Origin of the sequence: Streptomyces sp. NBC_01477 (assembly GCF_036227245.1) — a bacterium.
GTDB lineage: Bacteria > Actinomycetota > Actinomycetes > Streptomycetales > Streptomycetaceae > Actinacidiphila.
On sequence record NZ_CP109445.1, the window covers coordinates 4242716 to 4269250 of the forward strand.

The 26535-nt window shown below is 72.4% G+C and carries 21 protein-coding genes and 1 pseudogene; 8 read left to right on the plus strand and 14 right to left on the minus strand.

The window, feature by feature from the left end; genetic code table 11:
• Positions 1 to 103: 103 nt before the first annotated feature.
• From OHA86_RS17720 to OHA86_RS17755, 8 genes are all read right to left on the minus strand, one after another.
• Positions 104 to 1231, minus strand: a complete 1128-nt coding sequence (locus tag OHA86_RS17720; RefSeq protein WP_329176551.1) for an HTTM domain-containing protein — start codon at positions 1229 to 1231, stop codon at positions 104 to 106.
• The gene (locus tag OHA86_RS17725; protein ID WP_329176553.1) at positions 1221 to 1997 is read right to left on the minus strand and encodes a DUF5819 family protein; all 777 of its coding nucleotides are present in this window, start codon (positions 1995 to 1997) and stop codon (positions 1221 to 1223) included. Before OHA86_RS17725 ends, OHA86_RS17720 begins: the two co-directional genes overlap by 11 nt.
• Positions 1998 to 2154: 157 nt before the next feature.
• The gene (locus tag OHA86_RS17730; RefSeq protein ID WP_329176555.1) at positions 2155 to 3441 is read right to left on the minus strand and encodes an ice-binding family protein; all 1287 of its coding nucleotides are present in this window, start codon (positions 3439 to 3441) and stop codon (positions 2155 to 2157) included.
• 492 nt (positions 3442 to 3933) lie between these two features.
• Positions 3934 to 4323: a thiol-disulfide oxidoreductase DCC family protein gene (locus OHA86_RS17735; RefSeq protein WP_329176557.1), complete on the minus strand. Its 390-nt coding sequence runs from the start codon at positions 4321 to 4323 to the stop codon at positions 3934 to 3936.
• An 82-nt stretch (positions 4324 to 4405) separates the two neighbouring features.
• Positions 4406 to 6250: a glycoside hydrolase family 76 protein gene (locus OHA86_RS17740; protein WP_329176559.1), complete on the minus strand. Its 1845-nt coding sequence runs from the start codon at positions 6248 to 6250 to the stop codon at positions 4406 to 4408.
• Positions 6251 to 6542: 292 nt separating this feature from the next.
• Positions 6543 to 7793 carry an MFS transporter gene (locus OHA86_RS17745; protein WP_329176560.1) on the minus strand — a complete coding sequence of 417 codons (1251 nt, stop codon included), beginning with the start codon at positions 7791 to 7793 and terminating at the stop codon, positions 6543 to 6545.
• Positions 7794 to 7995: 202 nt separating this feature from the next.
• Positions 7996 to 9321: an NAD(P)/FAD-dependent oxidoreductase gene (locus OHA86_RS17750; RefSeq protein ID WP_329176561.1), complete on the minus strand. Its 1326-nt coding sequence runs from the start codon at positions 9319 to 9321 to the stop codon at positions 7996 to 7998.
• A 6-nt stretch (positions 9322 to 9327) separates the two neighbouring features.
• Positions 9328 to 10134 (minus strand): SDR family oxidoreductase, encoded by an 807-nt coding sequence (locus OHA86_RS17755; RefSeq protein WP_329182451.1) that lies wholly within the window; start codon positions 10132 to 10134, stop codon positions 9328 to 9330.
• A gap of 316 nt (positions 10135 to 10450) precedes the next feature.
• Between OHA86_RS17755 and OHA86_RS17760 the strand changes: the two genes are divergently transcribed.
• Positions 10451 to 10990: a GNAT family N-acetyltransferase gene (locus tag OHA86_RS17760; RefSeq protein WP_329176562.1), complete on the plus strand. Its 540-nt coding sequence runs from the start codon at positions 10451 to 10453 to the stop codon at positions 10988 to 10990.
• A gap of 132 nt (positions 10991 to 11122) precedes the next feature.
• Here OHA86_RS17760 and OHA86_RS17765 read toward each other — a convergent pair whose 3' ends face one another.
• Entirely contained in the window at positions 11123 to 11473 is a 351-nt protein-coding gene (locus tag OHA86_RS17765) for a PRC-barrel domain containing protein (RefSeq protein ID WP_329176563.1), read from the minus strand.
• A 154-nt stretch (positions 11474 to 11627) separates the two neighbouring features.
• Here OHA86_RS17765 and OHA86_RS17770 point away from each other — a divergent pair, with 154 nt between their 5' ends.
• The 4 genes and pseudogenes from OHA86_RS17770 (at position 11628) to OHA86_RS17785 (ending at position 15904) form a co-directional block, all read left to right on the plus strand.
• Positions 11628 to 12872 (plus strand): PP2C family protein-serine/threonine phosphatase, encoded by a 1245-nt coding sequence (locus OHA86_RS17770; protein WP_329176565.1) that lies wholly within the window; start codon positions 11628 to 11630, stop codon positions 12870 to 12872.
• 139 nt (positions 12873 to 13011) lie between these two features.
• A pseudogene (locus OHA86_RS17775) lies at positions 13012 to 13533 on the plus strand (DUF5994 family protein); the annotation flags it as partial.
• A gap of 296 nt (positions 13534 to 13829) precedes the next feature.
• Positions 13830 to 14069, plus strand: a complete 240-nt coding sequence (locus OHA86_RS17780) for a hypothetical protein (RefSeq protein ID WP_329176566.1) — start codon at positions 13830 to 13832, stop codon at positions 14067 to 14069.
• A 308-nt stretch (positions 14070 to 14377) separates the two neighbouring features.
• Entirely contained in the window at positions 14378 to 15904 is a 1527-nt protein-coding gene (locus OHA86_RS17785) for an arabinofuranosidase catalytic domain-containing protein (RefSeq protein WP_329176567.1), read from the plus strand.
• A 208-nt stretch (positions 15905 to 16112) separates the two neighbouring features.
• Here OHA86_RS17785 and OHA86_RS17790 read toward each other — a convergent pair whose 3' ends face one another.
• Together OHA86_RS17790 and OHA86_RS17795 are read right to left on the minus strand one after the other, a co-directional pair.
• The gene (locus OHA86_RS17790) at positions 16113 to 17024 is read right to left on the minus strand and encodes an aromatic prenyltransferase (protein WP_329176568.1); all 912 of its coding nucleotides are present in this window, start codon (positions 17022 to 17024) and stop codon (positions 16113 to 16115) included.
• 178 nt (positions 17025 to 17202) lie between these two features.
• Complete coding sequence (locus tag OHA86_RS17795; RefSeq protein WP_329176570.1) at positions 17203 to 17370, minus strand: hypothetical protein; 168 nt, start codon at positions 17368 to 17370, stop codon at positions 17203 to 17205.
• Between the two features lie 60 nt (positions 17371 to 17430).
• On the opposite strand from OHA86_RS17795, the gene OHA86_RS17800 reads away from it, so the two are divergent.
• Positions 17431 to 18387, plus strand: coding sequence for a GlxA family transcriptional regulator (locus OHA86_RS17800; RefSeq protein ID WP_329176572.1), 957 nt, complete (start codon positions 17431 to 17433; stop codon positions 18385 to 18387).
• Positions 18388 to 18491: 104 nt separating this feature from the next.
• Positions 18492 to 19487 (plus strand): type I glyceraldehyde-3-phosphate dehydrogenase, encoded by a 996-nt coding sequence (gap, locus tag OHA86_RS17805; RefSeq protein WP_329176573.1) that lies wholly within the window; start codon positions 18492 to 18494, stop codon positions 19485 to 19487.
• Positions 19488 to 19539: 52 nt separating this feature from the next.
• Here the strand turns inward: gap and OHA86_RS17810 are convergent, their stop codons facing one another.
• The 3 genes from OHA86_RS17810 to OHA86_RS17820 all read right to left on the minus strand — a co-directional run bounded on the left by OHA86_RS17810 (position 19540) and on the right by OHA86_RS17820 (position 25093).
• Positions 19540 to 20571 carry a polysaccharide deacetylase family protein gene (locus OHA86_RS17810; RefSeq protein WP_329176574.1) on the minus strand — a complete coding sequence of 344 codons (1032 nt, stop codon included), beginning with the start codon at positions 20569 to 20571 and terminating at the stop codon, positions 19540 to 19542.
• 383 nt (positions 20572 to 20954) lie between these two features.
• A complete protein-coding gene (locus OHA86_RS17815; protein ID WP_329176575.1) occupies positions 20955 to 21863 on the minus strand; it encodes a DUF4232 domain-containing protein in 909 nt (302 codons plus the stop codon).
• Between the two features lie 83 nt (positions 21864 to 21946).
• Positions 21947 to 25093: a glycoside hydrolase family 2 TIM barrel-domain containing protein gene (locus tag OHA86_RS17820; protein ID WP_329176577.1), complete on the minus strand. Its 3147-nt coding sequence runs from the start codon at positions 25091 to 25093 to the stop codon at positions 21947 to 21949.
• A gap of 246 nt (positions 25094 to 25339) precedes the next feature.
• Here OHA86_RS17820 and OHA86_RS17825 point away from each other — a divergent pair, with 246 nt between their 5' ends.
• Entirely contained in the window at positions 25340 to 26365 is a 1026-nt protein-coding gene (locus OHA86_RS17825) for an alcohol dehydrogenase (protein WP_329176579.1), read from the plus strand.
• Positions 26366 to 26535: the final 170 nt, after the last annotated feature.

Consider the following 26535-nt stretch of genomic DNA (forward strand, 5'->3'; position numbering starts at 1 on the left):
CGCCCGGCGGGGTGTGGCCCCGCCGGGCGGCCGACAGGTCGGCCGGATACGGCCCCGCCCCCGCGGCCGGCACGTCGGCGGGAGACGGCTGCGCCCGCACCGGTCAGCGGCGGCGGACCAGGCCGGTGTCCGCCGCCTGCGGCGGGACCAGCGCGGTGCGCGGCGGACCGGCCGCGGGCACCCGGCGCGCGAGGCGCGCGACAGCGCGGCGGGCCAGCCGCCCGGCCGACCGGTAGAAGCGGTCGGGCAGGAAGGCGGCGTCGGCGACGATCATCGCCGCGGAGAACAGCGGCAGCCCCATGAGCACCGCGATGCCGAGGTGCATGCCCAGCAGCATGGCCAGGATGACGTACTTGAGCCGGCTGAACAGCGCGAAGGGGAAGGCCACTTGGATCAGCACCGTCAGATAGCCCGCGACGGCGATGAACAGCGGGTGGCTGTCCGCCAGCGCGGACAGGGCGGGCCAGGGCCGGAAGAGGTCGAGGTTCACGACGTAGTGCAGCGCGGTGCCCGACTGCCAGGAGGGGCCCTGCACCTTGTACAGGCCCGCCGATCCGTAGAGCAGGCAGACCTGGACGGCGACCACGAACATGGCGCAGTTGTGGAGGGCGGTGACCAGGGTCCCGCGCGCCAGGTCGAACTGCGACCACGTATCGCTCGTCGCCCGCCACATCGCCCAGCGCCGGGGGCCGCCCGCGACGGCCAGGCGCGTCCTGCGGGCGTCCAGGGACCAGCGGCGCCCGCAGGCGGTGCCGGTCAGGTAGAGGGCCATGAGCAGGATCAGGTTGTCGCCGCCGTCCGTCATGAAGATCGCCCTCGCGTGGAAGGACACCACGACGAGCGCGAACAGCACGGACGTCGCCCGGGTCCGCCAGCCGAGCACCATCAGCGCGCAGACGGCGAGGGCCAGCCCGTAGCAGAGGTCGAAGTACAGCGGGCTGTCCGACAGGGTGAGCGGGCTGAACCAGCCTGTCTGGCGGAAGAGTTCGTCGGCCAGGGCCGGGGTCCACGGCGACTGCGGCCCCCAGATCTCTTCGCGGTGCGGCAGTTCGCGCACCAGGAAGGCGAAATAGCACAAGCCGTAGCCGATACGCAGGACCGAGGCCGCGTAGAGCGAGACCGGGCGGTGGCCGATCAGGGCGATCAGGCCGCCGACGCGGGGGCGTGCCTCCGGCCGGCCGGTTCGCCCGACCTCGGCGGGGGCGGGGGTCGCGGTCTTCTCAGTGGCCATGCGCGGGCACCTTCCACCAGGGCAGCATGCGGGTGTCGACCGCCGAGGGCGGCACCCGGACGGTGTGGCCGGCGGCGTCGTATCCCGCCACCGGGCTTGTGCGGACGCGGAGTTGGAGGGCGGTGAACGAGCCGTGCCGGGCGCCGGAGACCCGCTGCGCGGCGATGTTGCGCAGATACTCCTGCCACATCAGGGCGCGTTCGGAGTAGGAGACGTCGGTGCCGGCGTGGGTGTCGAGGTAGCCGCTCCACGCCCTGCGGAGCATGTTCTGGTTGGTGTGGCTCGGGAAGGGGTCGTGCCTGACCCCGGCGTTGTCGATCGCCGTGAGGTCGAACCAGCCGCTGGTCCTCGGCAGACCGCCGCCCGAGGGTCCGAAGGTCCGCACCGAGATCTGCGGGACGGCCGACTCGGGATCGGGGGCGAACAGCCGCCAGTTCTGCTCGAAGAACGGATAGACCCAGCTCTGGATCTGCCGGGCGTAGCGGTGCGAGACGGTGTTCGCGGGAGCCACGTGCAGAAAGAGGAAAGCCACGTGGAGCAGGGCCACCGCCGCCAGCAGGGCGGTGGCCGTCCGCGTCGCGAAGCGCAGCGGAAGCGGCAGCGCCGCCAGCCGGTCCGTGCCGTCGCCCGACCCGAACGGCACGCGTTCCTCGGGGGGTTCGCGGCGGGCGGCGGGCGGCTTCCGGAGCCGCACTCCGTCCGGCGCCGCCGCCACGTCCACCGGTTCACCGGTGTCCTGTACGTCTCGCGGGCCAGTCGATGCCATCCCGGCCCTCCTCTCGCGACTCTGCTGCTGTTCGTGCTGCGGTGCCTGCCGGCGGGCGACTGCCGGCTGTACGCGGTCGGCCGTGTGCGCGGGCTGTACACGGCCGGGCCCGGCGGGCGCACGGGGCGCCCGCCGGGCCGGACGGAGCGGTCAGGTGTCAGCTCTGGTCCGCCGGCTGGCCGTCGCCGTTGTCCGAGGGCCAGTCCGTGTTCGGCTCCTGGTCGTCGCCGTGCTGGGGCTGGTCGCCGTACTGGGGCTGGTCGCCGTACTGCGGCTGGTCACCGTACTGGGGCTGCTCACCGTAGGACGGCTGCTCACCGTACGAGGGCTGTTCCCCGTACGACGGCTTGCCGTGGTACGGGGGCTTGCCCTGGCCGCCTCCGGTGTTGCCCTGGGTGTTGCCCGCTGTGTTGCCCTGGGTGTTGCCGGACGTGATGCCCTGCGTGTTGCCCTGGATGTTGCCGGTGGTGCTGCCGCCGACGGTGTTGCCGGCGACCGCGCCGCCGAGCAGACCGCCGCCGGTGGTGACACCGCCCAGCAGGCCGCCCGAGGTGATGCCGCCGAGCAGGCCGCCGGTGGTGACGCCGCCCAACAGGCCGCCCGTGGTCGTACCGGTCGTCGTACCCGTGGTCGTACCGGTCGTCGTGCCCGTCGTCGTGCCCGTCGTCGTGCCCGTGGTCGTGCCGGTCGTCGTGCCGCCGGTCGTCGTACCGCACTGGGGCCGCGTGATGGTGTTCGTGTCCAGGGTCACCGAGCCGTTGCGGGCCAGGGCGCGCCCGTTGACGGTCGCGCCGGTGTTCAGGCCCGTCGAGGTGAGGGACATGATGGTGCCGACGAAGGTGGTGTTGGTGCCGAGCGTGGTCGAACTGCCGACCTGCCAGAAGACGTTGCACGGCGAGGCGCCGTTGACCAGGAGCACCCGGCTGGCGGACGCGGTCGTGAGGGTGGAGCCGATCTGGAAGACCCAGACCGCGTTCGGGTCGCCGGCCGCGTCCAGGGTGAGCGTCCCGGTGAGCCCGATGGAGGACGGCGCGTTGTAGACGCCGGGGGCCAGCGTGAGGCCGCCCAGGTCGCCGCTGATGCTCGCGTCAGGCGCCTGGCCTGCCGCATCGTTGTAGGCCGTGGTCAGATCGCTCTGGGCCTGGAGGGCGACCGCGTCGGCCGAGTGGGTCGCACCGTTCACCAGACCGGGCGGGAAGCCGCTGATCGCGGTGCCCGGGCTCACCCCCAGGTCACCGGTGACCGTGGTGGGGCCGGTGTTGGTCACGGACTGGCCGCCGAGCACCGCGAAGCTGGTCACCGTCCCCAGGGGAACGGCCGTCGCGATGGCGGTCGCGGACGTGGGCGTCATCACCACAGTGGCCGCGGCGATCAGCGTGACCGACGCGATCGACGTCGACAGGGCGCGCCGGATCGGCACCCCCATGGCATTCAGCAATTTCATCGAAGAGCCCACTCCTCTGGAGAAAAACGAAAACTGGGAGGGCGACGCGCCGACTGATGGCGGAGCCGCCCGTGCCTTTCCCGGCAGCAGGCCGCGACTTCCCCATCACCTGAACCGTGACAGCCCGAGGAAAGGACAGCCACAGAGTAGGAATCGGGGCGCTGCCGATCCTGGCGCATATGGGTGAACTGCCCGCGCCCGCCCTGGTTGGCGCAACGCGAACTGGGATATCCACAGGTCACGCTGGCCGTGTCCGAACAGCAGGATTCCGCGACCGCCACGCCCGGGACGCCACGGGCGAACCCGGATGGCCCTTTAATGAGGCCGGGGTTCGGTGTCCCGTGGCATACCGGCGCCGAGTCGCGCGAGGCAGCGAAGAGCCCCGGGCGCGGAAGGCCCGGGGCTCGGTGGAAATCAGCGCGGCAATTCCCGTTTCCCCGCCCGGCCGGTGGGCGCGGAGGGCGGTTCACGGTAAAGCGCGGAAGCGGCGGTCTACGGTACGGGGCGGTGGGCCGCGGGCAGCGCGCAGGCGGGGGTGCCGCCGGGCATCCGCTGGCGGTTGTCGGCGACCAGGCGGTAGACGCCGCGGGCGATCCAGCGGACGGGCGGCATCCGGAGCACGGCGCCCGCGACGGCCCACACCCCGCCCGCGCTCAGCAGCAGTTTCGCGACGGCCTCCGCGCCGCCGTACACGGCACCGGCGGGCGTGACCCACAGCACCTCGTACTCGGCCCGCCGCTGGTCCACCCCGAGGGAGGGCAGGTCCGCCCGCTGCCACGGGACGGTCACGCAGCGGGGCCGCAGCCGCCGTTCGGCGAACGTCACGCAGGTGGTGCAGAAGGCGCAGTCACCGTCGTAGACGAGGACAGGTCGGATCGGCATGACTCCATCATGCGCCTCGGCGGGGCCGGCCGCGGGCCGCCGCTCCGGGGCCGTGGGACGGCCGGGGCGGCGCCCGCGCCGGTCAGGGGGCGGCCAGCAGCGCGCTGAGGGCGGACGCCTCGGTGCGCCAGTCGCGGACGTTGGGGTGGGCGGCCGGGTCGGCGCCCGCCCAGCGCTCGCCGAGCCGTACGAGGCTGTCGCGGTCGGTGTTCCACACACTGTCGGCCTGGGTACGGGCGAAGGCCGCGTACGCGCCGCCGGTGGCGGTGTTCACCTCGTCCAGGTAGCGCATGAAGACGCCCTTGAACTGCTTCGCGTTGTCGTCGCAGCTCGCGGTGACCGCGTCGCAGGACTCGGTGAGCACCCCGCCGGAGACCAGGGACGGCGAGCCGACGGCCGCGTCGGTGAGGCGGCGCGCGGTGCTGAGCGCCGCGCTGTCGCCGGTGGCCCGCCAGATCTCGACGGCCGCGCCTATGGACAGGCCCTGGTTGTAGCTCCACACCGTCTGGCCGTTGTTGGCGCAGCCGGCGGTGAGACCGTCGTTGACCAGGCCGGAGGCGTTGATCAGGCCGCTGTGCTGGAACCAGGTCCACGCCGTGGTCGCCCGGCCGAGCCACAGGGTGTCGCCGGAGATCCGGTTGTGCAGCTCCGCGGTGATCCGCACCCACAGGGCGTTCGTCACCGCGTTCTTGTACGTACGCTCCCGGTCCCACCACACACCGCCGCCGCACGAGCCGGTGTCCCACAGGCCGTTCACGTAACCGCCGATGGTCACCGCCTCGTTGAGGTACTTGGCGTCGTGTGTGAGGTCGTAGGCGTCGAGCCAGGCCAGTGCCCACCACTCGGCGTCGTCCGTGGCGCGGCTGATGAAGTCGCCGTCGATGGGGTCGGAGCTGCGGGCCCCGGCGGGGAAGGCGGCCTTGTTCACCTGGAAGGTGCGGTCGACGATCCAGGCGTAGCGGGTGTCGCCGGTCTTGCGCATGTAGTCCACGACCGTGGCGAGCGCCACCGCGGAATTCCACCAGCTCGACGGCCAGTAGGCGGTGTCCGGGTCGTAGGAGTACATCAGCGCGTCGGCCGCGGCGGCGGTGCGGCTGGTGGCCGGCCGGGCCCAGGCCGTGCAGCTGCCGTTCTGGCCCTCCACCGCCCGGCCGCAGGCGCGCACGGCGCCGCCGTACAACCTGCCCTGCGGGTCGGAGGTGTTGAACCTCGCGGTGCGGGTGCCGGTCGCGCCCGACGGCACGCCGGTCCGGCCGAGCGAGGAGCCGTCGGGCCAGCTCGCGCCGCTGTTCCACGAGCGGTCGAGCCACACCTCGTCGCCCGCCTTCCCGGCGGCCACCGTCGCCCAGGCCATCCCGGAATTGTCCGTGTGCAGCGCGATGGTGCGGCCGTTGAGGGTGGCGGCCCCGACCGGCTGGGTGTCCCCCGGCGCCGTCCCGCCGCCGTCACAGGCGGTCGCGCACACGCCGGTCCTGGCCCAGGAGGTGCAGGCCACGCCCTGGGCGTCGCCGCAGGCCCGCAGCAGCCCGCGGCGGTGCCCGGCGGGGTCGTAGAGGTTGTACATCAGGGTGCGGGTGCCGGTCCACGAGGCGGGCACGGCGGCCTTGCCCAGCAGCCCGTCCCAGGTGGCGCCGCCGTCCCAGGACCGGTCCAGCCACACGGAGTCGTTCAGCACGGCGCTGTCGATACTCGCCCAGGCCATCCCGTCGGCGTCGTCGACATGCAGCTGGAGCAGCCGTCCGTTGACGGTCACGGCCGGCACGGGGAAGGTCTCCTGGGCCGCCTGGGACGGATCGAGGGTGTCGCAGTGGACGGCGCACACGGCCGTCGCGGCGGCGGGCGCCCCGGCGGCGGCCGACGCGGCGGTCCGCCCGGTCATCGCCACGACGAGCGCGAGCAGGACGCACCATAAAGCGGTTCTCCGCACCGGGTTCTCCCTCCAGGGGTGGTACCCGCCGGCCGTTCCCGCCGCAGCCCGAACCACCGCGTGCGGCTTCCCACGTTGCAAACGGGGAGGGGGATCTGCCGTGATACCCGTCCGGACTGTCATGTCCAGACCACATTAGAAGCGAGCCCCGCCCTACTGACAAGGGGTGCGGCAACCCCCGCCCCGCATTGGCCGGTTCGCCCCGCCCCTCTACAACGATGCACAGCTGCCCTCGCCCGCCGCGCTGTCCACCACCCCGGTCACCCCGGGGCGCGCCCCGGCCTCGGGCACCTCATCGGCGAGGGGCGTCGTCCCTGTCGGGCGCGGTCGGGGGGCGGGGCAGGGGGATGCGGGCGGCGCCGGTGGTGGCGAAGGGGGAATACCTCGGGACCCAGCGCAGCAGCGCGCCCGCCGCCGCGACGCCCACGGCGCCCATGACCGAGATGCCGGCCGCGAGGCTGCCCAGCGAGGCGGCGGCCGACACCACCAGGGGGCCGCCCGCGCTGCCGGAGTCCGCGCACAGCCGCCATACGCCCAGGAACTGCGAGCGGATGCCGGGCGGCGCGACGTCCGCGCCGAGCGTCATCAGGATGCCGCTGCCGATCCCGTTGCCGAAGCCGATGAGCATCGCGACCACGGTCAGCTCGGTGAGGGTGTGGGTCAGCGGCAGGACGGCCTGGGCGCCGCCCAGCACCAGCATCGAGGGCACCGCGATCCACAGCCGGCCCGCGCGGTCCATGACCCGGCCCGAGGGGTAGAAGGTCAGCGTGTCGATCAGCCCGGCGATGCCGAAGACGACGCTGGTGGAGGACGGGCTCTGGCCCAGATGCTCGGCCCACAGCGGCAGGACGGTCTGCCGGGTCGCCCGGACCGAGCCGACCAGCAGGACGGCAAGGCCCAGGGTGAGGAAGACCTTCCGGTGGTCGCGCAGCACCGCCCGTACGGGGACGGGCTTCCTGCCGCCGCGGGCGGCGGGTTCCACCACGTCGGGCACCGTGAGCAGGACCAGCACGGTCACCGCCGTGCACAGCAGTGCCAGCCAGTAGATGTCGCGCACCGGGCGGCCGGTCAGCACCGCCGCGCCGAGGAAGGGCCCGACGAAGGCGCCCACCCGCGACATGCCGCCGAGTGTCGACATCGCCCGCGCCCGCAGCGGGGCGGGAACGGCCTCGGTGAGATAGGACTGCCTGGCCAGGATGATGACCGCGTTGGACGCCCCGGTGAGGGTGACCGCCAGGGCCAGCTGCCAGAAGCTGCGGGCCAGCGCGCACCCGCTCAGCGTCACCGCGGTCACGCCCGACGCGACGAGCATCGCCTTGCGGTCGCCGAGCCGCGCCGCCAGCGCCCCGGCGGGCACGTCGCCGAGGATCTGCCCGACCCCCACCAGCGCGAGCACCAGCCCCGCGCCGCCGACGCCCGCCCCGAGCGCGCGCCCGCTGAGCGCCAGTACGGGCGCGAGCGCGCCCATGCCCGTCTCGAAGACCAGCACGGGCAGGAACACCGCGGGTATCAGGCTTCGCAAGGACACCGGTTGCGCGTTCATGTGCTGCTGCCCACTTTCGTGCCGACGGCGTCCCGACCAGGGCCGACCAGGACCGACCACGGCCGACCACGGCCGGCCTGAGACCGCCCCGCACCGGCCGGTGCCGCCCTGAAACCGACCGGGGCCGGCGCGCCTGGGGTCGGCCGCGGCCCGTGGTTCATTCAACAACAGCCCGCGGCGCGCACCGCCGGCCCGGTGCGGCTCAGGCCTTCGCCGGGGCCGCGGACGAGGGCGGCCCGCCGGCGTCGGACATCGGGAAGGCCCGCTCCCGCCGCGAGCCGGAGGCGAAGACGATCGACCAGCTCAGCATCGCGCCCAGCCTGCTGCGGAAGCCGGTGAGGAAGGCCAGGTGGACGAAGAGCCAGACCAGCCAGCCGGCCAGGCCCGACAGATGCGTCCTGCCGACCTTGACGACGGCCTTGCCGCGGCAGATGTAGGCGGCGCTGCCGAGGTCCAGGTACCGGAAGGGCTTCTGCTGCTTCGTCCCGCCCGCCGCGCGGTGGCGTACGGCACGGCCCGCGTACGCCCCGGTCTGCATCGCGACCTCGGCGAGCCCGGGGAGCCGCCGGAGGCTCATCACGTCGCCCGTGACGTGGATCTCGGGGTGGCCGGGCAGGGTGAGGTCGGGTTGGACGGCGAGGCGGCCCGCCCGGTCCTGCGCGGCGCCGGTCGCCCTGGCCAGCGCGGCGGCGATGGGCGGCGCCTCGACGCCCGCGGTCCACAACACGGTGCGGGCGTCGAAACGGGTGGTCGCGCCGTCCTTGTCCTGCACGGTCAGGCCCTGCGCGTCGATGCCGGTGACCCGCGTTCCCAGGTGGACCTCGACGCCGAGGCCGTGCAGGGTACGGGCCGCGCGGGCGGCCAGCGGGCGGCCGAAGGAGCCCAGCACCTCGTCCGAGCCCTCGAAGAGCAGCACCCTGGCCCGGGCGGAGTCGATCGTACGGAATTCCCTGTCGAGGGTGTGTCCGGCGATCTCCCTGATCTGGCCCGCCAGTTCGACACCGGTCGGGCCGCCGCCGACCAGCGCGAAGGTGAGCCACTGCTGCCGCTCGGCCGCGTCCGCGGCGGTCTCGGCCATCTCGAACGCCTGGTAGAGCCGGCGCCGGATGTGGAGCGCGTCGTCCAGGGACTTCATGCCGGGCGCGTGCGCGGCGAATTCGCCGTGCCCGAAGTAGGACTGGCGCATGCCGACCGCGACGATCAGGTCGTCGTAGGGCAGCGTGAGGGCGGTGCCGTCCGGCCGCCGGGCGTGCACCAACCGGGCGCCGGCGTCCACGTCGGTGGCCTCGGCGAGCAGGCAGGTCGCGTTGCGGTGGCGCCGCAGCAGCCCGCGCAGCGGTTGGGCGATCTGGCCCTCGGACAGGATGCCGGCGGCGCACTGGTAGAGCAGCGGCTGGAAGAGGTGGTGGGCGCGGCGGTCGACCACGGTGACCGCGACCGGTGAGCGCCGCAGGGCGCGGGCGGCGAAGAGCCCGGCGAATCCGCCGCCGACGATCACCACCCGGCGGGGCGCGGCACGCTCCTCCATCGGCGCTCAGCCTCCCGTGGCGAAGCCGGGGAAGAGGGTCATCCCGCCGTCGACGTAGAGCGTGGTGCCGACGACGTAGTCGAGGAGGTCGGAGGCCACGGCGACGACGGCGTCGGCGATGTCGTCCGGGTCGCCGACGCGGCCGTACGGGATCAGTTTGAGCAGTTCCGCCTCGGCCTGCGGGGTGTTCCAGGCGGACGTGTTGATGGGGGTGCGGATCGCGCCGGGGGCGACCGCGTTCACCCGGATGCGGTGCGGGGCCAGTTCCTGGGCGAGGGTCTGCATCAGCATGCCCACACCGCCCTTGGACGAGGCGTAGTTGACGTGGCCCGCCCACGGGATGATCTGGTGGACCGAACTCATGCAGATGATCTTCCCGGCCGCCCGGGAGACCTCGGGGACGACACCGCGCCGCATGAACTCCTTGGCGGCCTCGCGCGCGCACAGGAACTGCCCGGTGAGGTTGACGTCGATGACCTTCTGCCACTGGGCGAGCGTCATCCCGGTGAGGGGGGAGTCGCGCTGGAGGCCGGCGTTGGCGACCATGATGTCGACGGTGCCCAGCTCCCGGACCGCCCGGGCGACCATCTCGACGACCTGGTCCTCGTCGGAGACGTCGGCCTCGTGGGCGTAGGCGCGGACCCCGAAGCCCCTGATCCGCTCCACGACCTCGCCGGCGTCGTCCGCGCCGGCCACGTAGTTGACCACGACATCCGCCCCGGCCCGGCCGAGGGCGACCGCGGTCGCCATGCCGATACCAGAGTTGGCCCCGGTCACCACGGCTTTCTGTCCCTTGAGAAGGTCCGCGGGCATCGCCGCGCGGTCCTCGTCGGCACGTGCTGCCACCACGATCTCTCCTTACGGCGCGATGCCTGTCGAGTCGTCGTATGCCCGGCACCCCGACGAAAGCACCCCGGGCGGCGCGGCGGCGGAAGCGGCGCGCCGGGCGGCCGGGTTTGCGCCGGGCGCGTCACCCGGGCGGGCCAAGCCCCGCCGGACGGTCGCCGTGCTCCCGCGCGGGGGGGCGACGCAGTCCGGGGGCGGGGACGGGTCCGGGACGGCCGCGGCGGCGCATGTCGCGTGCCGTACACCGGCGTGCCGGTACGGCCGGAGGGGAAGAAGGGGAGGTATGCCAGAATTTTTCATACGCCGGCTGTCGCGATGGCAGGCCGAACAACAGCGCGGGCCGTTCGCCGACATGTTCGTCGAGGCGTACGAAGGCGCCGCGGGCGAGGAATTCCGCGACCGCCAGGACTTCCTGCGGCGGTTCGAGGACGACGTCCAGCAGCCGGCCTTCGACATGGTGGTCGCCGAAGGACCCCAGCCGATGGGCTGCGCCTACGGCTTCCGGGTGCACCGCTCGGGCCACTGGTGGACGGGCATCGGCGGCGGCCTGCCCTCCGACCTGGAGGAACTGACCGCGTCCGGGCAGGTGTTCGTCATCGTCGAGCTGATGGTCCTGCCCTCCTACCGCCGTACCGGTGTGGCCACCCGGCTCCAGGAGCAGCTGCTGGTCCGCACCGACGCGGCCCGGGCGATCGCCCTCGTCGCCCCGGACGACGCACCGGCCGGGGCGGCCTACCGGTCGTGGTCCTGGGAGGACCTCGGCGCGGTCGGCGCCGGCTCGCGGTCGTCCGCGCTCCACGTGTGGACCAGGCCCCTGGACTGACCGCCCCGCGCGGCCGCACCGACGGCCCCGGCGCAGCCGGCGGCCCGTTCCCGACAGCCGGTAGGCGGCAGCCCCGCGGACGGCGAAAAGCCCCAGGCAGCGCGCCTGGGGCCAGACCGCGTGCGGGGACGCTCAGCTGCGGGACATCCCGTAGTACGTGCCGACCTGCTCGCGGTAGCCCGCGTCGTCGGCCTGCTTGTCCCGGTCGAACTCCGGGGAGTTCTTGATGTCGTCCTTGGAGCGGGCGACCAGGATGCGCCGCTTCGCGGTGTCCACGGACGTGATCGTGCCGGCCGGGAGCATGACGTGCTTGCCGAGGATCCACACGCCGGTGTCCACGACGATGTAGGCGGAGTCGACGGAGTCGGAGTGCCTGTCCACCCGGCCGATGGAGCCGTCGGTCGCTTCGACCTTGTAGCCGCTCAGGTCGACTCCCGCCCGGTGGCCGGATGTTGCCAGATATGCCCACATGGTGTCAGTCACTAGGTGACCTCTCATTGCTTGGGTGCGTTGCTGGGAATCCCGTTCGCAGGGATCGGTGAACGCCCCTCGGCCAACGCCTGCCCAGGAAGCGGGACTTCAACACCGTCCGGCGTCGCTGCACCGCCGGAGCCGGTTTCGGTGGTTATGTGGGTCTGTGAACGAACAGCAGGGCCGCCGGTTCGGTGACATCCCGGTCGACCGGTCCGAGGGCTTCGGGGAGCGCCTGCTCGGCGTGCTGCTGGACCGGGCCCATGAGATGCCGCCGCAGCTGATCGCCCCGCTCATCGCGGAGGAGGTCGCCCGGGTCGGCGGCCGCGAGGTGTCCGTACTGCTCCAGGACTACGAGCAGCTGATGCTCATGCCGCTGATCGGCCGGGGGCTGCTCGTCGAGGCGCCGCAGCCGATCAGCGCGTCCCCGGCCGGCACGGCCTTTCTGGAAGCGCGGACCGTCGAGGTGGCCGAGGCCGGCGCGACGAGGATGTTCCTGCCGCTGCTGGACGGCAGCGACCAGGTGGGCGTCATGGCCGTCACGCTGGACGTGGTGGACGACGACGACCGGCGGCTGCTGCGGCGGCTGGCCGGCCTGGTCGCCGACATGGTGGTGACCAAGGACAGCTACACCGACATCTTCACCCTGACCCGGCGGCGGGCGCCGATGAGCGTCGCGGCCGAGATCCAGTGGTCGCTGCTGCCGCCGCTGCGCATGTCGGTCCCCCAGGTGGAGATCGCCGGGATCCTGGAGCCCGCCTACAACGTGGCGGGCGACAGCTTCGACTACGCCCTGAACGGCGACATCCTGCACCTGGCCATGATCGACGCGATGGGACACGGGCTGAGCGCCGCCGTCATGGCGACTGCCGCCATCGGCGCCTACCGGCACTCCCGCAGGAGCGAGGTCGGCCTGTCCGGGATCTACGCCTACATGGACGAGGTCATCGCGGCGCAGTTCGGGCCCGAGCAGTTCGTCACCGCCCAGATGATGCAGCTGAACACCGCCACCGGCCACCTCCAGTGGGTCAACGCCGGCCACCCGTGGCCGCTGCTCATCCGCGACCACGAGGTCGTCGGGCAGCTGGAGGGCAGCACCACGCTCCCGGTGGGATTCGGCGGCCAGGAACCCCTGGTCAGCGCGCAGACGCTGCGTCCGGGCGACCGCGTGCTGTGCTTCACCGACGGCCTCGTCGAGGAACACCTCAGCGGCGGCGACGAATTCGGTCTGGCCCAGCTCATCGACGTCATCGCCGACGTCGGGCGGCGCCGGCCCGGCACCCGGGCGATGGTGCGGGACCTCTCGCAGGCGCTGAAGCGCAAACGCGGCGGGATCACCAGCGACGACGCGACGATCCTGCTGATCGAATGGCGCGGCGGCAGCGCCGACCACCTGACGGTGATCGACTGACGGCGGTCGCCCGCCGGTGTCCGAGGAGTACCGTGGGGATCACCGAGGGTATTTCGCGCACTCGCATTCAGCCCGTGTCGTTTTCGGCGATCGACAACCACCGGGCCGGCCCGCGTCGGTCCGGGGTGAGGCGCGCATCATGACCGCCACCACTGTGTACACGCCGAGCACCGGAACGGCGGAAGAGCCCTCCGGGGTCCCGGCTTCCGTACCGGCGGAGGTCCTGGGGTCCGTACCGCCCGGGACGCCGGCCTCCGAGCCGCCCCCGCTGCGTCTGTCGCTGGCGCCCGCCGGCTCCTCGCCCGCCAGGATCGACGGCGCCTGGTGGCCGCGCTCCCGCGACCTGGCCGCCGAACTCCCCGCGCTGACCGATGTGCTCGACAAGCGCTGGGACCGCGTCACCCGGGTCACGGTCAACCCGGTCCACTGGCCGGTCATCCCGCACAAGGTGCAGGTCAACGGGCACGTGGTGAAGGTCGGTTGGTTCAAGGACGAGCAGGACCCGGATCAGCTGATGCTGCTGTCCTACGACACGGGCCGCTGGGACCTGCTGGTGGTGCCGCCGGAGACGCCGGCGGACACCGCCGAGTGGCTGATGGCCGCCGCGGCCGACCCGCTGCGGACCTCGACGGGCAGCCAGTTGCGCGAGGAGGCCGCCCGCGTCGGGTGAGCCGGGGTGCGGGGAAGAGGGCCGGGGAGTCCGCGAGGGTGAACAGGCATGAGACCGCCGCACTGGGGTAGTGCAGCCGGAGGGTCCCGCCGGCAACGACGGCGTTCCCCTCCCTAGCGCACTGGCCACGGGTGATCCCACTCGCCCCAGGGCCACCAATTGGTCTGGACCTATTGAAGCGCCGGGCGCACCCGGGCAAGCTTGCTGCTGCGCGCGCACCCCTGCACCACACCCCCTGGCCACCCGGCAGGCGCTTCGGCCTGCCACGGAAAGGAGTTGTGATCCACATGCGCAAGAAGGTCATGGCCCGCGCGGCCACTGTCGCCGCCGCCGCGATCCTCGGTCTCGGCGTCGCCACCACTGCGGCGCAGGCGTCCCCGCCGCCCGGCAGCGGCTGGATGTTCATGGGGTACTTCCCGACGTACGACAGCTGTGTCGCCCAGGCGCACGTCGACGCACCCGCACACGGCCCGGCCTACATCTGCGAGTACGGCACGAACAACCTGTACCTGCTGTGGATGCACTGACCCGCACGGACCACGTGCACGCGTGACGCACCGGGCGCGATCCGCCCGCAGTGAGCAGGCCCGCGCCGCCCGGCGTTCTCCGACCGGGCGGCGCGGGCCCACGCGTTTTCCACGCCGGAAACCCGGCGGTGGCCGGAACTCCGCCGAAAACAACAGATCTAGACATCCCTGGGGAGACAGTAAAAATAAAAGCAACAAATATTGACGCAATCGACCAGCGCGCGTAACTTCCGTCGCAGCCGTCGCGCAGTGCTCAACCGTGCTGCGCCAGCGGCGAGTTCGCTCCCTCCCCCCATCCAGGAGCACACATGCGCAGATCGAGATCCGCCGCCGCGCGCGCCCCCCGCGGCCCCGCGGCAGGACCGGCTCTTCCCTCCTCCCCGCTCCGGCGCTACCGCCGGGCCCTGCTCTCCGCCGCCGCGACCCTCGGGCTGCTGCTCGGCGCCTTCCTGAGCCTGCCCGGCTCGGCGCAGGCCGCCGGCACCCTGCCCTGCGACATCTACGCCGGGGCCGGCACCTCGTGCGTGGCCGCGCACAGCACGACGCGCGCCCTGTTCTCCGCGTACAGCGGCCCGCTCTACCAGGTCACCCGCGCCTCGGACGGCGGGACCACCGACATCGGCCTGCTGAGCACCGGCGGTTACGCGAACGCCGCGCAGCAGGACAGCTTCTGTGCGGACACCACCTGTCGTATCACCAAGGTCTACGACCAGACGTCCCGCCACAACGACCTCTTCCCGGGGCCGGCCGGCACCGCCGGCATGGGCGCGGACCGGGGCGCGGACGCCGCCGAGCTGTCGGTCACGGCCGGCGGCCACAAGGTCTACGGCATCTGGGTCTCGCCGGGCGTCGGCTACCGCTCGCACGGCGCCGCCTCCGGCACCGCCGTCAACGGGCAGCCCGAGGGCGCCTACATGGTGGCCAGCGGCACCCACGTCGGCTCCGCGTGCTGCTTCGACTACGGCAACGCCGAGTCCACCCCCGCCGACACCGGCAACGGCCACATGGACGCCGTCAGCATCGCCACCACCTGCTACTTCGCCCCCTGCAACGGCACCGGCCCCTGGATCGAGGCCGACATGGAGAACGGCATGTTCCAGGGGAACAACGGCTCCAACACCGCGAACGCCGGCAACAAGAGCGCCTTCGTCACGGCCGTGCTCAAGAACAACGGCCAGACGACGTACGCCCTCAAGGGCGGCAATTCGCAGTCCGGCGCGCTGACCACCTGGTGGAACGGAGCACTGCCGACCAGGGGCGGCTACACGCCGATGCACCAGGAGGGCGGCATCATCCTGGGCACCGGCGGCGACAACAGCAACTGGAACATGGGCACCTTCTTCGAGGGCGTCATGGTCGCCGGCTATCCGACCGACGCCGCCGAGAACGCGGTCCAGGCCAACGTCGTCTCGGTCGGCTACTCCGGCGAGACCAACGTGCCCAACGGCGCCCAGGGGCAGATCACCGGGCCCGGCAACCAGTGCGTCGACGTCGCGGCGGACGACACCGGGGTCAACGGAGCGGCCGTCCAGCTGTGGAACTGCCAGTCCTACGCCGAGGACCAGTTCTGGGCCCACCACACCAACGGCTCGCTGAGCACCATCGGCCGCTGCCTGGACATCGTCGGCAACGGCACCGCCAACGGCGCCAAGGTCGAGCTGTGGGACTGCAACGGCGTCGGCGGCCAGGTCTTCAACCAGCGCTCCGACGGGTCGCTGTTCAACCCCCAGTCCGGCCGCTGCCTCGACTCGCCCAGCGGCGCCACCGCCAACGGCACCCGGCTGCAGATCTGGGACTGCAACGGCACCGCGGCCCAGAAGTTCACCCTGCACTGAGGCCGGCCGGGGGCGCGTGGCCCTCGGCGCCCCTGCGCGAGAACCACCTGGACACGCGTGGCCGGGGACCCCGCGGGGTCCCCGGCCACGCACGTTCGGGCCGAATCAGCCGCTCAGCCGCTCAGCCGCCCGTCGGCTCAGCTGCTCAGCCGGCTCCGCTGACTCAGCCGGCTCAGTCGGCTCAGTCGGCTCAGTCGGCTCAGTCGGCTCAGTTGTCCTCGTACTCGCGCCACAGCCGCACGACATCGGGCTGGGCACGGTAGAACGACAGGAGCTTGTAGTACTCGCCGCTCGGCGCGGAGGCGACGTAGCAGATGAACCTGCGCGGCACGCCTTCGTCGACGGACGGGGCGTTCTTGGCGAGCTGCTCGATCTTGGGCTCAAGACGGCCGCCGGTCAGGCCGAACGGGTCCAGCGTCATGGCGCTGAAGCAGATCCGCTGGATGTCCGGCGAATCCCACTTCGTGGTGACGTAGAAGCCGCCCGCCTCCTGGGCGAGCTTCACCAGCTGCTCGCTCGGCTCGGGCATGTTGATGTCACGGAGGATCGCCGCGATGTTCTTCGGCTCCGACAGATATCCGTCGGGCGTCTTGAAGTAGAGGTTGACCGTCTTGTTCTCGTAGTCCATCCCGGTCAGGGCCAGCTGGTCGTACACACCGTGGCGGCGGAAGAATTCGGCGTTCCCGGCGACACTGGTCGGCAGGGACGGGATGTCGGCCACCGTCGCCAGCGACTGCAGGTCGTCCGGCGGGAAGAACTGGAAGGTCTTCGTGAAGCCGCCGATGACCCCGAAGTCGACGCCGTAGTTGTCGATGGGGCACCGGCCGGCGATGTCCGCGCTCAGCGAGGCGACGGGGTGGTCCGTCCGCGGGGTGAGGCCGTTCGACACGGCGATGCCGTACGGGTCGGCCTCCTTCGGGATCATCGTGAAGCGGCAGCTGAAGTCGTCGCCGCGACGCGCGCTGGTCTCCACCCGGAAAGCGATGGCGGAATGCGGGATCAGGTCCTCGTACGCCGTCAGGACGGGCCAGACCGTGTCACGCGAGCTGACCACGTCCAGCCGCCGAGCTGCTTCCTCGATGACCGAGTAGAGATCTTCCAGCCCAGATGTGCCGGACATGCGTCCTCCAAATTCGGGTGAAGCAAGATCACCGACAGTCCATTCGATGTCACTGTTCGTGTCCGCTTCCTGATGCTCTGTGCACCCGAGCATTGGCTGCCGGCCTTGGCGCGCACTGTTGGACGACTTGGCGCCGACTTGGCGCGGACGGTTCGCCCCGTTGACACGCGCGGGACGGTCAGCCGAGCGCGCCGCGGACCGTCTCGCGCGGCCGGCGCTGCGCCGGGTCGGCGTCGAGCCGGGCGTGCCAGAGCAGCCGTACGTCGAGTTCCGGCAGCGGCGCGGGGACGTCGGACCAGCTGATGCCCCCGGGGTGTCCGGCGGGCGGCTTCCGCGGTGCCGGCACCGCAGCCGGCCGGCCGGGCGCCGACCGCGCGGGCCGTACGGGGGCGTTTACGCTGGTCCCGTGCCCGCCTCCCGCCTGCATCCCGTCGCCGTACTCGTACTCGAAGGCGCGAAGCCGCTCGACGTCGGCATTCCGGCGCAGGTCTTCACGACCCGCGCGAGCATGCCGTACGAGGTGCGGGTGTGCGGGGCGGCGCCCGGGCTGGTGGCCGGCGGCGACGGGCTGTCCTACCACGTCGCCCACGGGCTCGACGCGCTCGCGTGGGCCGACATCGTCTTCATCCCCGGCTACCGTTTCCCGGACCGCGAGGACCCGCCGCGGCCCGTGCTCGACGCGCTGGTCGCCGCCCTCGGCCGGGGCGCGCGGCTCGCCGCCATCTCGACCGGCGCCTTCGCGCTCGCCGCCACAGGGCTGCTCGACGGCAAGCGCGCCACCACCCACTGGCACTACACGCGCAGGCTCGCCGCCAAGCACCCGCTCGTCCGGGTGGACGAGAACGTGCTGTTCGTCGACGAGGGCAGCGTCCTGACCTCGGCGGGCGCCGCCTCCGGCATCGACCTGTGCCTGCACATCCTGCGCGGCGACCTCGGGATGGCCGCGTCGAACCACGCGGCCCGGCGGCTGGTCGCGGCGCCCTACCGCAGCGGCGGCCAGGCCCAGTACGTGCCGCGCAGCGTGCCGGAACCGCTCGGCGAGCGCTTCGCCGCCACCCGCGAATGGGCGCTGCACCGGCTCGGCGAGCCCCTCACCCTGGAGGTGCTCGCCCGGCACGCGGCGGTGTCGCCGCGCACGTTCTCGCGGCGCTTCGCCGAGGACACCGGGTACACGCCGATGCAGTGGGTCATGCGGGCCCGTATCGATGTGGCCCGTGAGCTGCTGGAGCGCTCCGGGCGCAGCGTCGAGCGGATCGCCGCCGACGTCGGCCTCGGCACCGGCGCGAATCTGCGGCTGCACTTCCAGCACATCCTCGGCACCACCCCGAGCGAGTACCGGCGCACCTTCACCAAGGGCGAGTAGCGCCCGGGGCTGTGGCGCGATCCTTTCGAACCATGGCGCTCACGCCGCCGCCACCGGCGGCTGCCGCGAGCGAACCTGGGTGGCGAAACCGAAAGGACACACTCATGACTCGTATCGCCATCAACGGATTCGGCCGCATCGGACGCAATGTGCTGCGCGTGCTGCTGGAGCGCGACAGCGACCTGGAGGTCGTCGCCGTCAACGACCTCACCGAGCCGGCCACGCTCGCGCGGCTGCTCGCCTACGACACGACGGCCGGCCGGCTCGGCCGCCCGGTGAGCGTCGACGGGGACACCCTCGTCGTGGACGGCCGCCGCATCAAGGTCCTCGCCGAGCGCGAGCCCGCTCAGCTGCCGTGGGCGGAACTCGGCGTCGACATCGCGCTGGAGTCGACCGGCCGCTTCACCTCGGCTGCCGCCGCCCGCGCCCACCTCACAGCGGGTGCGAAGAAGGTGCTGGTCAGCGCGCCCTCGGACGGTGCGGACGCCACGCTCGCTTTCGGGGTCAACACCGGAGCCTACGACCCGGCCGCGCACACGATCGTCTCGAACGCCTCCTGCACGACGAACGCGCTCGCGCCGCTGGCCGCGGTCCTGGACGACCTCGCCGGCATCGAGCACGGCTTCATGACGACCGTGCACGCGTACACACAGGAGCAGAACCTCCAGGACGGTCCGCACCGCGACCCCCGCCGCGCTCGCGCCGCCGGCGTCAACATCGTGCCGACCACGACGGGCGCCGCCAAGGCGATCGGCCTGGTGCTGCCGAACCTCGACGGCAAGCTGTCCGGCGACTCCATCCGGGTGCCGATCCCGGTCGGCTCGATCGTCGAGCTGAACACGACCGTCGCCCGCGACGTGACGCGCGACGACGTGCTCGCCGCCTACCGCGCCGCCGCTGACGGCCCGCTCGCCGGCATCCTCGAATACTCCGAGGACCCGCTCGTGTCGTCCGACATCACGGGCAACCCCGCCTCGGCGGTCTTCGACTCGGCGCTGACCCGCGTCGACGGACGGCACGTCAAGGTCGTGGCCTGGTACGACAACGAGTGGGGCTTCTCGAACCGCGTCATCGACACCCTGCAACTCCTCGCCGGCTGACCGCTTTCACGGCGCGGCAGCCCGGGGCCGCCGCGCCGGCCGTGCGGAGTCGCTAGCTCGCGGTGCAGGAGAAGGACGGCCAGGTCGTGGATCCGTTCTTCTGGACCGTCAGGCCCCAGTTGTTGCCGCTGCCGTTGGGCTTGGCGACCAACTGCTGGGCGGTGGGGTAATTGGCGGTGATGTTCCAGGTCGACATGACCTTCTCGGGGGACGGCACGTTGACCGTCACGGTCCAGGTGCTGGAGCCGGAGACCGCGACATTCAGGTTGTAGCGGTCGCTCCACTGCGTGCCCGCGGTCACGGTCGCGGTGCAACTCCCGCCGCCGCCACCGCCCGTGGTGCCACCGGTGCCGCCGCCGACCGTCGCGCCGCCGCTGGTTCCACCGCCGTCGGGGGCCACCGCGCGGCCGGTCTGCGGGGAGATCATGCCGGCGCACAGGCCGCGGCTCGCCAGGCCCTGGGCGATGCGCGGGATCGCGGTGAGCGTGTTGGCGGGCCACTCGTGCATCAGGATGATCTGGCCGTTCTGGAGCTGGGCGTTGGCCGCGACGATCGCGTCGACGCTCGCGCCGTTCCAGTCCTGCGAGTCGATGTCCCAGATCACCTGCGTCAGGCCGTACTTGGCCTCGACCCCTTGCAGCGTGGCGTTGGTCTCGCCGTACGGCGGCCGGAAGAGCTTCGGGGTGCCGCCGCCCGCGCTGGAGATGGCCTGCTGGGTCCTGGACACCTCCGAGTCGATCTGCGCCTGGCTCTCCTGGATCAGGTGGGGGTGGGTGTAGCTGTGGTTGCCCACCCACATCCCGGCGTTGACCTCGGCCTGGACCTGCGCCGGGTACGAGGCCGCGTACTGGCCCTCGTTGAAGACCGTGGCCCGCAGCCCGTTCTGCTTGAGCGTGTTGAGCAGGGCGGGTGTGTGGTCGTTGGAGGGGCCGTCGTCGAAGGTGAGCCCGACGTAGCCGTTGCAGGTGGCCGCGTGCGAGGTGGGGGCGTTGACGGTGAAGGTCAGCGTGGTCGCGACGGCCATCGCCGCGACGGCGAGTCCCGTGATGAGGGTGCGTGCCGACAGTTTTCGTGGAGTGCGCATGGGGGGTGGGTCCTCCTCGTGAAGTCTGGGGGGAGCGAGGCGGCGCGCCACGGCCCGGCGGTGCTGCGGGGGCCGGGAGGTGACGGCGTCAGTTTTGATCCGGCCTCACCGACTGTCAACACTTTCGGCAGGAATCACGAAAGCTGCGGTCCCTCCGGTCGCAGCGAGGACGGCAATCGAGCAGGTCATGGGCCACACCCTGGCGCTCAACGGGGATCAGGCCACCGGAGGACTGCCTTTCCGAGACGGGTCATGGACTGGGACCGCCGAAACTTTCGTAAAGCTTTCGGGAGTTCGGAGCACGCCGAGTCCCGCCCGGGCGGGTGCCGCGGCGCCGGAGCGGGAGGGGCCGCCGCACCGGCGGGGCTGTGGGACGGACGGGGCTACGGCGACGGCTTGCTCTTCTGCCACGGGCCGACGGCCAGCTTCCCCGTGGTGCCGAGGTCGAGTTCCGGCGTGATCATCACCGGCTGGGCGCCGCCCTTCGCGGTCACCCTGACGTACGGGACGTTCACCGACGAGCCGCTCTGGACGGTGTTGCGCCACATCAGGCCGGACGTCGCGCTCTCGCCGGGCCGGAGGGTCAGCGGGCGCGGCGGGACGTCGAAGCCGGCGCTGGTGGAGATGCCGCCGCTGCCGTGCAGGACGGTGACACCGGTGACGGGTTCGTGCCGCTGGTCGAGGAGTTGGACCTGCGGGAAGCCGTTGACGCGGTAGGCGTGGTCCGAGCAGTTCTCCAGGTGCAGGCCCACCACGCGCAGCCCCATGGCGGCGTCGCCCTGGTCGGCGGTGACGCGCACACCGGAGGGCGGGCACGGCCCTGACACGACGGGCGCCTCGTCGGCCGGCACGCTTCTGACCTGGTCGATCCGCACCCGGACGCCGCCGCGCTCGCGCGACATCGGGTCCCCCAGCGTCGTGCTGCTCCGTACGGTTCTGCCCGGACCGACGCCCGCCACGATCGCCTTCGGGTACGTCAGGGCCTCCCCCGAGGCGGACACCAGCTCGAACCTGATCGTGTACGTGAGCGCTTCGGCCTCGTGGTTGGCGACCTGGAAGCGGAGCGGGAAGGTGTCGGAGGCGGTGGCCGGGCCGCAGTCGAGCAGGCCCCCGGCGGGCGCGGTGATCTCGACGCCCTCGGTCGCCAGGTCCGCGCTGCCGCCGGGAGCACCGGCGCCGCAAGCGCCGGGAGCGGTGTTCCCGCCGGGCCGCGAGCCGGAGACTTCCGTTCCGCAGGCCGTGAGCAGCAGGGCGCCGGCCAGCACGGCGGAAATGGCGAGAGGGGTGCGCATCGGACCACCCCACCAGAGCGGGGGCCGTTTCCCCTGTGACGGAGGCCACACTTCCCGTCACAGGGGCGTCACAGACGGCCGGGCTAGGCGGGGCCGACCGCCAGGGTGGTGATGCGCTGGGCGCCGTTGTCGGCGCCGGGGTACGCGCTGGTCAGGTCGAGGCGGAGCTGCGTGGTGTGCAGCCGGGTGAAGGTGATCACGGTGGGCGCGTCGGACGCGGTCGCCCAGGTGACCGCCTGGTTGCGGGCGGGGACGAAGCGGTCGCCGTCCCAGTAGGAGACGGTGACGGTGGCGGGCAGGGAGTGGGTGGCGTCGACGGTGAAGGAGACGGCGACGGACTCGACGGTGCGGGACGCCCCCCAGGCGAGGGAGACCCAGTCGGCGGGACGTGCGCCGCTGAAGGCGGGCAGCAGGGCGGTGGCGCTCTTGCGGAAGCCGTTGGACCAGCCGGTCGCCGGGTTGCCGTCGAGCATGGCGGCCGGGAGCGTGGTGAGCGCCCCGGAGTAGCTGGCGTCGGCCAGCGGGTAGACGGGGGCGGCCGGCGCCGGGCCGGGGACGAGCCGCGCGGGCGGGGTGGTCGCGGGGTCGGACGCGCGGGTCGTCCGTACCTGGGCGGTGGACTTGTGCAGGCCGGCCGCGGTGGCGGTCACGGTGAGGCGGCCGGCGGAGGTGCCGGCGCGGACGATGGCCAGCGCCTTGCCGTGGAAGGCGGTACGGGTGCTGGCCTGGTAGCGCTCGGCGCTCTCCTGGCGGCCGTTGTCGACGCCGGCCAGCGAGCCGCCGTCGACCTTGAAGGTGATCAGGTGGTCGGCGCCGGGCACGACGGTGCCGCGCGCGTCGATCACCTCGGCGGTGACGTAGACCAGTGAACGCCCGTCGGCGGGCAGCGTGTCGCGGTCGGGCAGCAGGCGCACGGTGTGCGGTTCGCCTGCGGTGCGCAGCACATCCGTGGCGACGGTCCGCCCGCCCCGCTTGGCGACGGCCTTCAGCTCGCCGGGCGCGAAGGGCACCCGCCAGGTGAGGTGCAGCTTGCCCGCGCTGCCGTTGGGGCTGGTGTAACTGCCCGGGTAGGGACCGCCGGTGACCGTGCGGTCGTCGCCGGTTGCCTCGGTGGTCTCCAGGTACGTCCGCCCGTCGGTGGTCTTCTTGGTGTCGAAGCGGCGCACGCCCAGGGACCGGCCGCCCAGGAACAGCTCGACGGTGTCGACGTTGGAGTACGCCCAGACCTCCACGATCTCGCCGGGCTTGTGGTCGGTCCAGTCCATGGGGACGAGGTGGACCATGGGTTCCGTCGTCCACTGGCTGCGGAAGAGGTGGTACATGTCCTTGGGGAAGCCGGCCGTGTCGACCGCGCCGAAGAAGGACGTCTTGACCGGGAAGACGCTGTAGGGCGTGGGCTCGCCGATGTAGTCCGTGCCGGACCACAGGAACTGCCCGGCGAAGAAGCGCCGGTCGCGGTCCTTCTTCAGGCCGTACTCGCCGCTGATCGTCCAGGAGGCGAGGTTGTTGTCGTAACTGGAGGCGTCGCGCTTGCCCGGGGTGTAGTTCTCGCCGGTGTTGAGGTGCTCCGGCTCCTGGTAGGCGCCGCGGGTGGAGGTCTCCGAGGACGATTCGGATTCGAAGAGGAAGAGGTGCGGGTAGCGGGCGTGCAGCGCGTCCACGGACGCGGCGGTGTTGTAGTTCAGGCCGAGGCCGTCGAGCTTGGCAAGCATCAGGTCCGCCGCGGACCCGACCGCGGGCAGGCCGCGGTATTTGTCGGAGCCGATGACGACAGGCCGGCTCGGGTCGTGGGCGCGGACGGTGTCGATGAGGCCCTGGGCCATGTCCAGGCCCGCGGTGCTGGTGGAGTCGGGGATCTCGTTGCCGATCGACCACATGATGACGGCGGGCGAGTTGCGGGCCGCGACGACCATCTCGGTGATGTCGGCGGCGCTGTTGGCGTCGAAGAAGCGGTGGTAGTCGTACGTGGTCTTGCCGGTGTGCCAGCAGTCGAAGGCCTCGACCATCATCACGATGCCCAACTGCTCGCAGACCCGGATCATTTCGGGCGACGGCGGGTTGTGCGAGGTCCTGAAGGCGTTGACGCCCATGGACTTCATGATGGTCATCTGCCGCAGCAGCGCGTCGGGGTTGACCGCCGAGCCCAGGGCGCCCTGGTCGTGGTGGAGGTCGACGCCCTGGAGCTTGGCGTACTCGCCGTTGACCGTCAGCCCCCGGTCGGGGTCGATGGCGACGTAGCGGAAGCCGAAGGTGGTGGGGAAGCTGTCCACGGTCCTGCCGTCGACCTGCACCTCGGCGTCCAGCTCGTAGAGGTGCGGCGAGTCCTGGGACCAGAGCCTGGGCCGGGTCACGGGGATGTCCAGCGTCACCGTCCCCTGTCCGGCGGCGGGCAGGTGGAGCGGTGCGCTCGCCCTGGCCACCTGGCGCCCGTCGGGGTCGCGGACGGTGGCGACGACGGTGACCTTGCGGCCGGCGCCGGTCTCGTCGACGGCGCTGATCTCGGCCCGTACGGTGGCGCGCCCGCCGCGGATGGTGTCGGCGAGGCCGGGGGTGGTCACATACGTGCCCCAACGGGCCAGGTGCACGGGGTCGGTGACGACGAGCCGGGCGTTGCGGTAGATCCCGCTGCCCGAATACCAGCGGCTGCTGGGCAGCTGGTTGCGCACCTGCACGGCGATCACATTGCGGGTGCGGCCGTCGGTGTGCAGGAGGTCGGTGAGGTCGAAGGCGAAGCCGGTGTAGCCGTAGGGGTGGTTGCCGACCTGCGTGCCGTTGCAGTAGACGACCGAGTCCATGTAGACGCCGTCGAACTCGATCGACACCCGGCGGCCCGCCGTCGAGCGCGGCAGCGTGAACGAGGTGCGGTACCAGCCCAGGCCGCCGGGCAGGAAGCCGGTGCCCCCCGAGGTGCCCGAGTCGGTGGTGGGCGTCTGCTCGATGCTCCAGTCGTGCGGGATCGCCACCGCCCGCCACCGGGAGTCGTCGTAGCCGGGGGCCGCCGCGTCGGCGTAGGCACCGGTCGGGTCGGTGATGCCGGCCGGGTTGACGAGCGCGAAGCGCCACCCGTCGCTGAGGTCGATGGTTCGCGCGGATGTGGAAGTGTGTGCGGGACCGGGGACCCCGCCGCCGTGGGCGGGCGAACCGGACGACGCGCGGGCGGGGCCGGGCAGGGCCGGCACCGCCGCTCCCGCGGCTCCGGTGACCAGGATGGTTCTACGTTTGACCGACACTGCGACCACTCCTCGTTGAGGGCATACGCGACGGGGCGTCGGCGGCGCACGCGCGCATCACAATTGATCAGCACCGAACAGAATCCACCAATGCCACACGGATTCTTGCAGGACGGGACCCGTGTCGGTCAAGAGCCGTGCCGTACCATTCGCCCAGCTGTGCACCGCCCGGCCGCCGCGCGTGGACGGACAAGGCGTGTTCTGATGGAGCCGAAGACCGTTCCTAGTGGCATTGGGGAGGTCCAGATGTCCATCTACCGCGTTGCAGAGGTGGCCACCGCCGGCGGGTCCCTGGAGATCGCCGAGCGCGAGCTGCGCGAGCCGGGTCCCGGCCACGCACGGATCACCGTCGAAGCCTGCGGGGTCTGCCACAGCGACTCCGGCTTCATCGAGGGCGCCTTCCCCGGCCTCAGCTTCCCGCTGGTCGCCGGGCACGAGATCGCCGGACGCGTCGACGCGCTGGGCGAGGGAGTGGCCGAGCGCGGCTTCCAGGTCGGCGACCGGGTGGGGGTGGGCTGGTTCGGCGGCAGCTGCGGCCGCTGCAAACCCTGCCGGCAGGGCGACTTCATCGTGTGCGAGAACCTGAAGGTCCCCGGCTGGGCCTACGACGGCGGCTTCGCCGAGTCGGTGATCGCCCCCGGGGACGCGCTGGCCCGGATCCCCGACGCGCTGTCGGCGCCGGACGCGGGACCGCTGGGCTGCGCGGGCGTGACCACCTACAACGGGCTGCGGCGCAGCAAGGCGGTCCCGGGCGACCTGGTCGCGGTGCTGGGCATCGGCGGCCTCGGCCACCTCGGAGTGCAGTACGCGGCCGCGATGGGCTTCGAGACGGTGGCCATCGCCCGCGGCGCCGACAAGGCCGACTTCGCCAAGCAGCTCGGCGCGCACCACTACATCGACAGCACAGGCGGCACCCCGGTCGCCGACGCCCTCCAGGCGCTGGGCGGCGCCGACGTCGTCCTGGCCACCGTCGGCAGCTCCGCCGCCATCACCTCCACCGTGGACGGGCTCGCCCGGCGCGGCGAGCTGGTGGCCATCGGCGCGGCCGGGGAGCCGATGGGCATCAGCCCGCTGCAACTGCTGCTCCAGGGCAAGGTCGTGCGCGGCCACCCGTCCGGCACGTCGCAGGACGTCGAGGACACGATGAATTTCAGCGTGCTGCACGGCATCCGCCCCATCACGGAGGTGGTGCCGCTGGCCGAGGCGGACCAGGCGTACCGGCGGATGCTCGCCGGCGCCGCCCGCTTCCGGATGGTGCTCACGGCGGGATGACCGCCGGGTTCCCGGCGGGCGGGGCGAGGGCGCCCCGCCCGCCGCGGGCTGCCCGGGGTGTGCCAAGTGGATGGGCGGGGCTGCGACTTCGCCGTAGAGTCGGACTGGTGTGCTGCCGGTCGCCCGGCGCGTGGTTCCGGGACGGCACGTCCCCCGGGGGAGGGCAAACA

Bases quoted from the DNA above. Each gene is read 5' to 3' on its own strand.
- OHA86_RS17720 (WP_329176551.1), bottom strand. From the start codon at position 1,231: ATGGCCACTGAGAAGACCGCGACCCCCGCCCCCGCCGAGGTCGGGCGA.
- OHA86_RS17725 (WP_329176553.1), bottom strand. From the start codon at position 1,997: ATGGCATCGACTGGCCCGCGAGACGTACAGGACACCGGTGAACCGGTG.
- OHA86_RS17730 (WP_329176555.1), bottom strand. From the start codon at position 3,441: ATGAAATTGCTGAATGCCATGGGGGTGCCGATCCGGCGCGCCCTGTCG.
- OHA86_RS17735 (WP_329176557.1), bottom strand. From the start codon at position 4,323: ATGCCGATCCGACCTGTCCTCGTCTACGACGGTGACTGCGCCTTCTGC.
- OHA86_RS17745 (WP_329176560.1), bottom strand. From the start codon at position 7,793: ATGAACGCGCAACCGGTGTCCTTGCGAAGCCTGATACCCGCGGTGTTC.
- OHA86_RS17750 (WP_329176561.1), bottom strand. From the start codon at position 9,321: ATGGAGGAGCGTGCCGCGCCCCGCCGGGTGGTGATCGTCGGCGGCGGA.
- OHA86_RS17755 (WP_329182451.1), bottom strand. From the start codon at position 10,134: ATGCCCGCGGACCTTCTCAAGGGACAGAAAGCCGTGGTGACCGGGGCC.
- OHA86_RS17760 (WP_329176562.1), top strand. From the start codon at position 10,451: ATGCCAGAATTTTTCATACGCCGGCTGTCGCGATGGCAGGCCGAACAA.
- OHA86_RS17780 (WP_329176566.1), top strand. From the start codon at position 13,830: ATGCGCAAGAAGGTCATGGCCCGCGCGGCCACTGTCGCCGCCGCCGCG.
- OHA86_RS17785 (WP_329176567.1), top strand. From the start codon at position 14,378: ATGCGCAGATCGAGATCCGCCGCCGCGCGCGCCCCCCGCGGCCCCGCG.
- OHA86_RS17790 (WP_329176568.1), bottom strand. From the start codon at position 17,024: ATGTCCGGCACATCTGGGCTGGAAGATCTCTACTCGGTCATCGAGGAA.
- gap (WP_329176573.1), top strand. From the start codon at position 18,492: ATGACTCGTATCGCCATCAACGGATTCGGCCGCATCGGACGCAATGTG.
- OHA86_RS17810 (WP_329176574.1), bottom strand. From the start codon at position 20,571: ATGCGCACTCCACGAAAACTGTCGGCACGCACCCTCATCACGGGACTC.
- OHA86_RS17815 (WP_329176575.1), bottom strand. From the start codon at position 21,863: ATGCGCACCCCTCTCGCCATTTCCGCCGTGCTGGCCGGCGCCCTGCTG.
- OHA86_RS17825 (WP_329176579.1), top strand. From the start codon at position 25,340: ATGTCCATCTACCGCGTTGCAGAGGTGGCCACCGCCGGCGGGTCCCTG.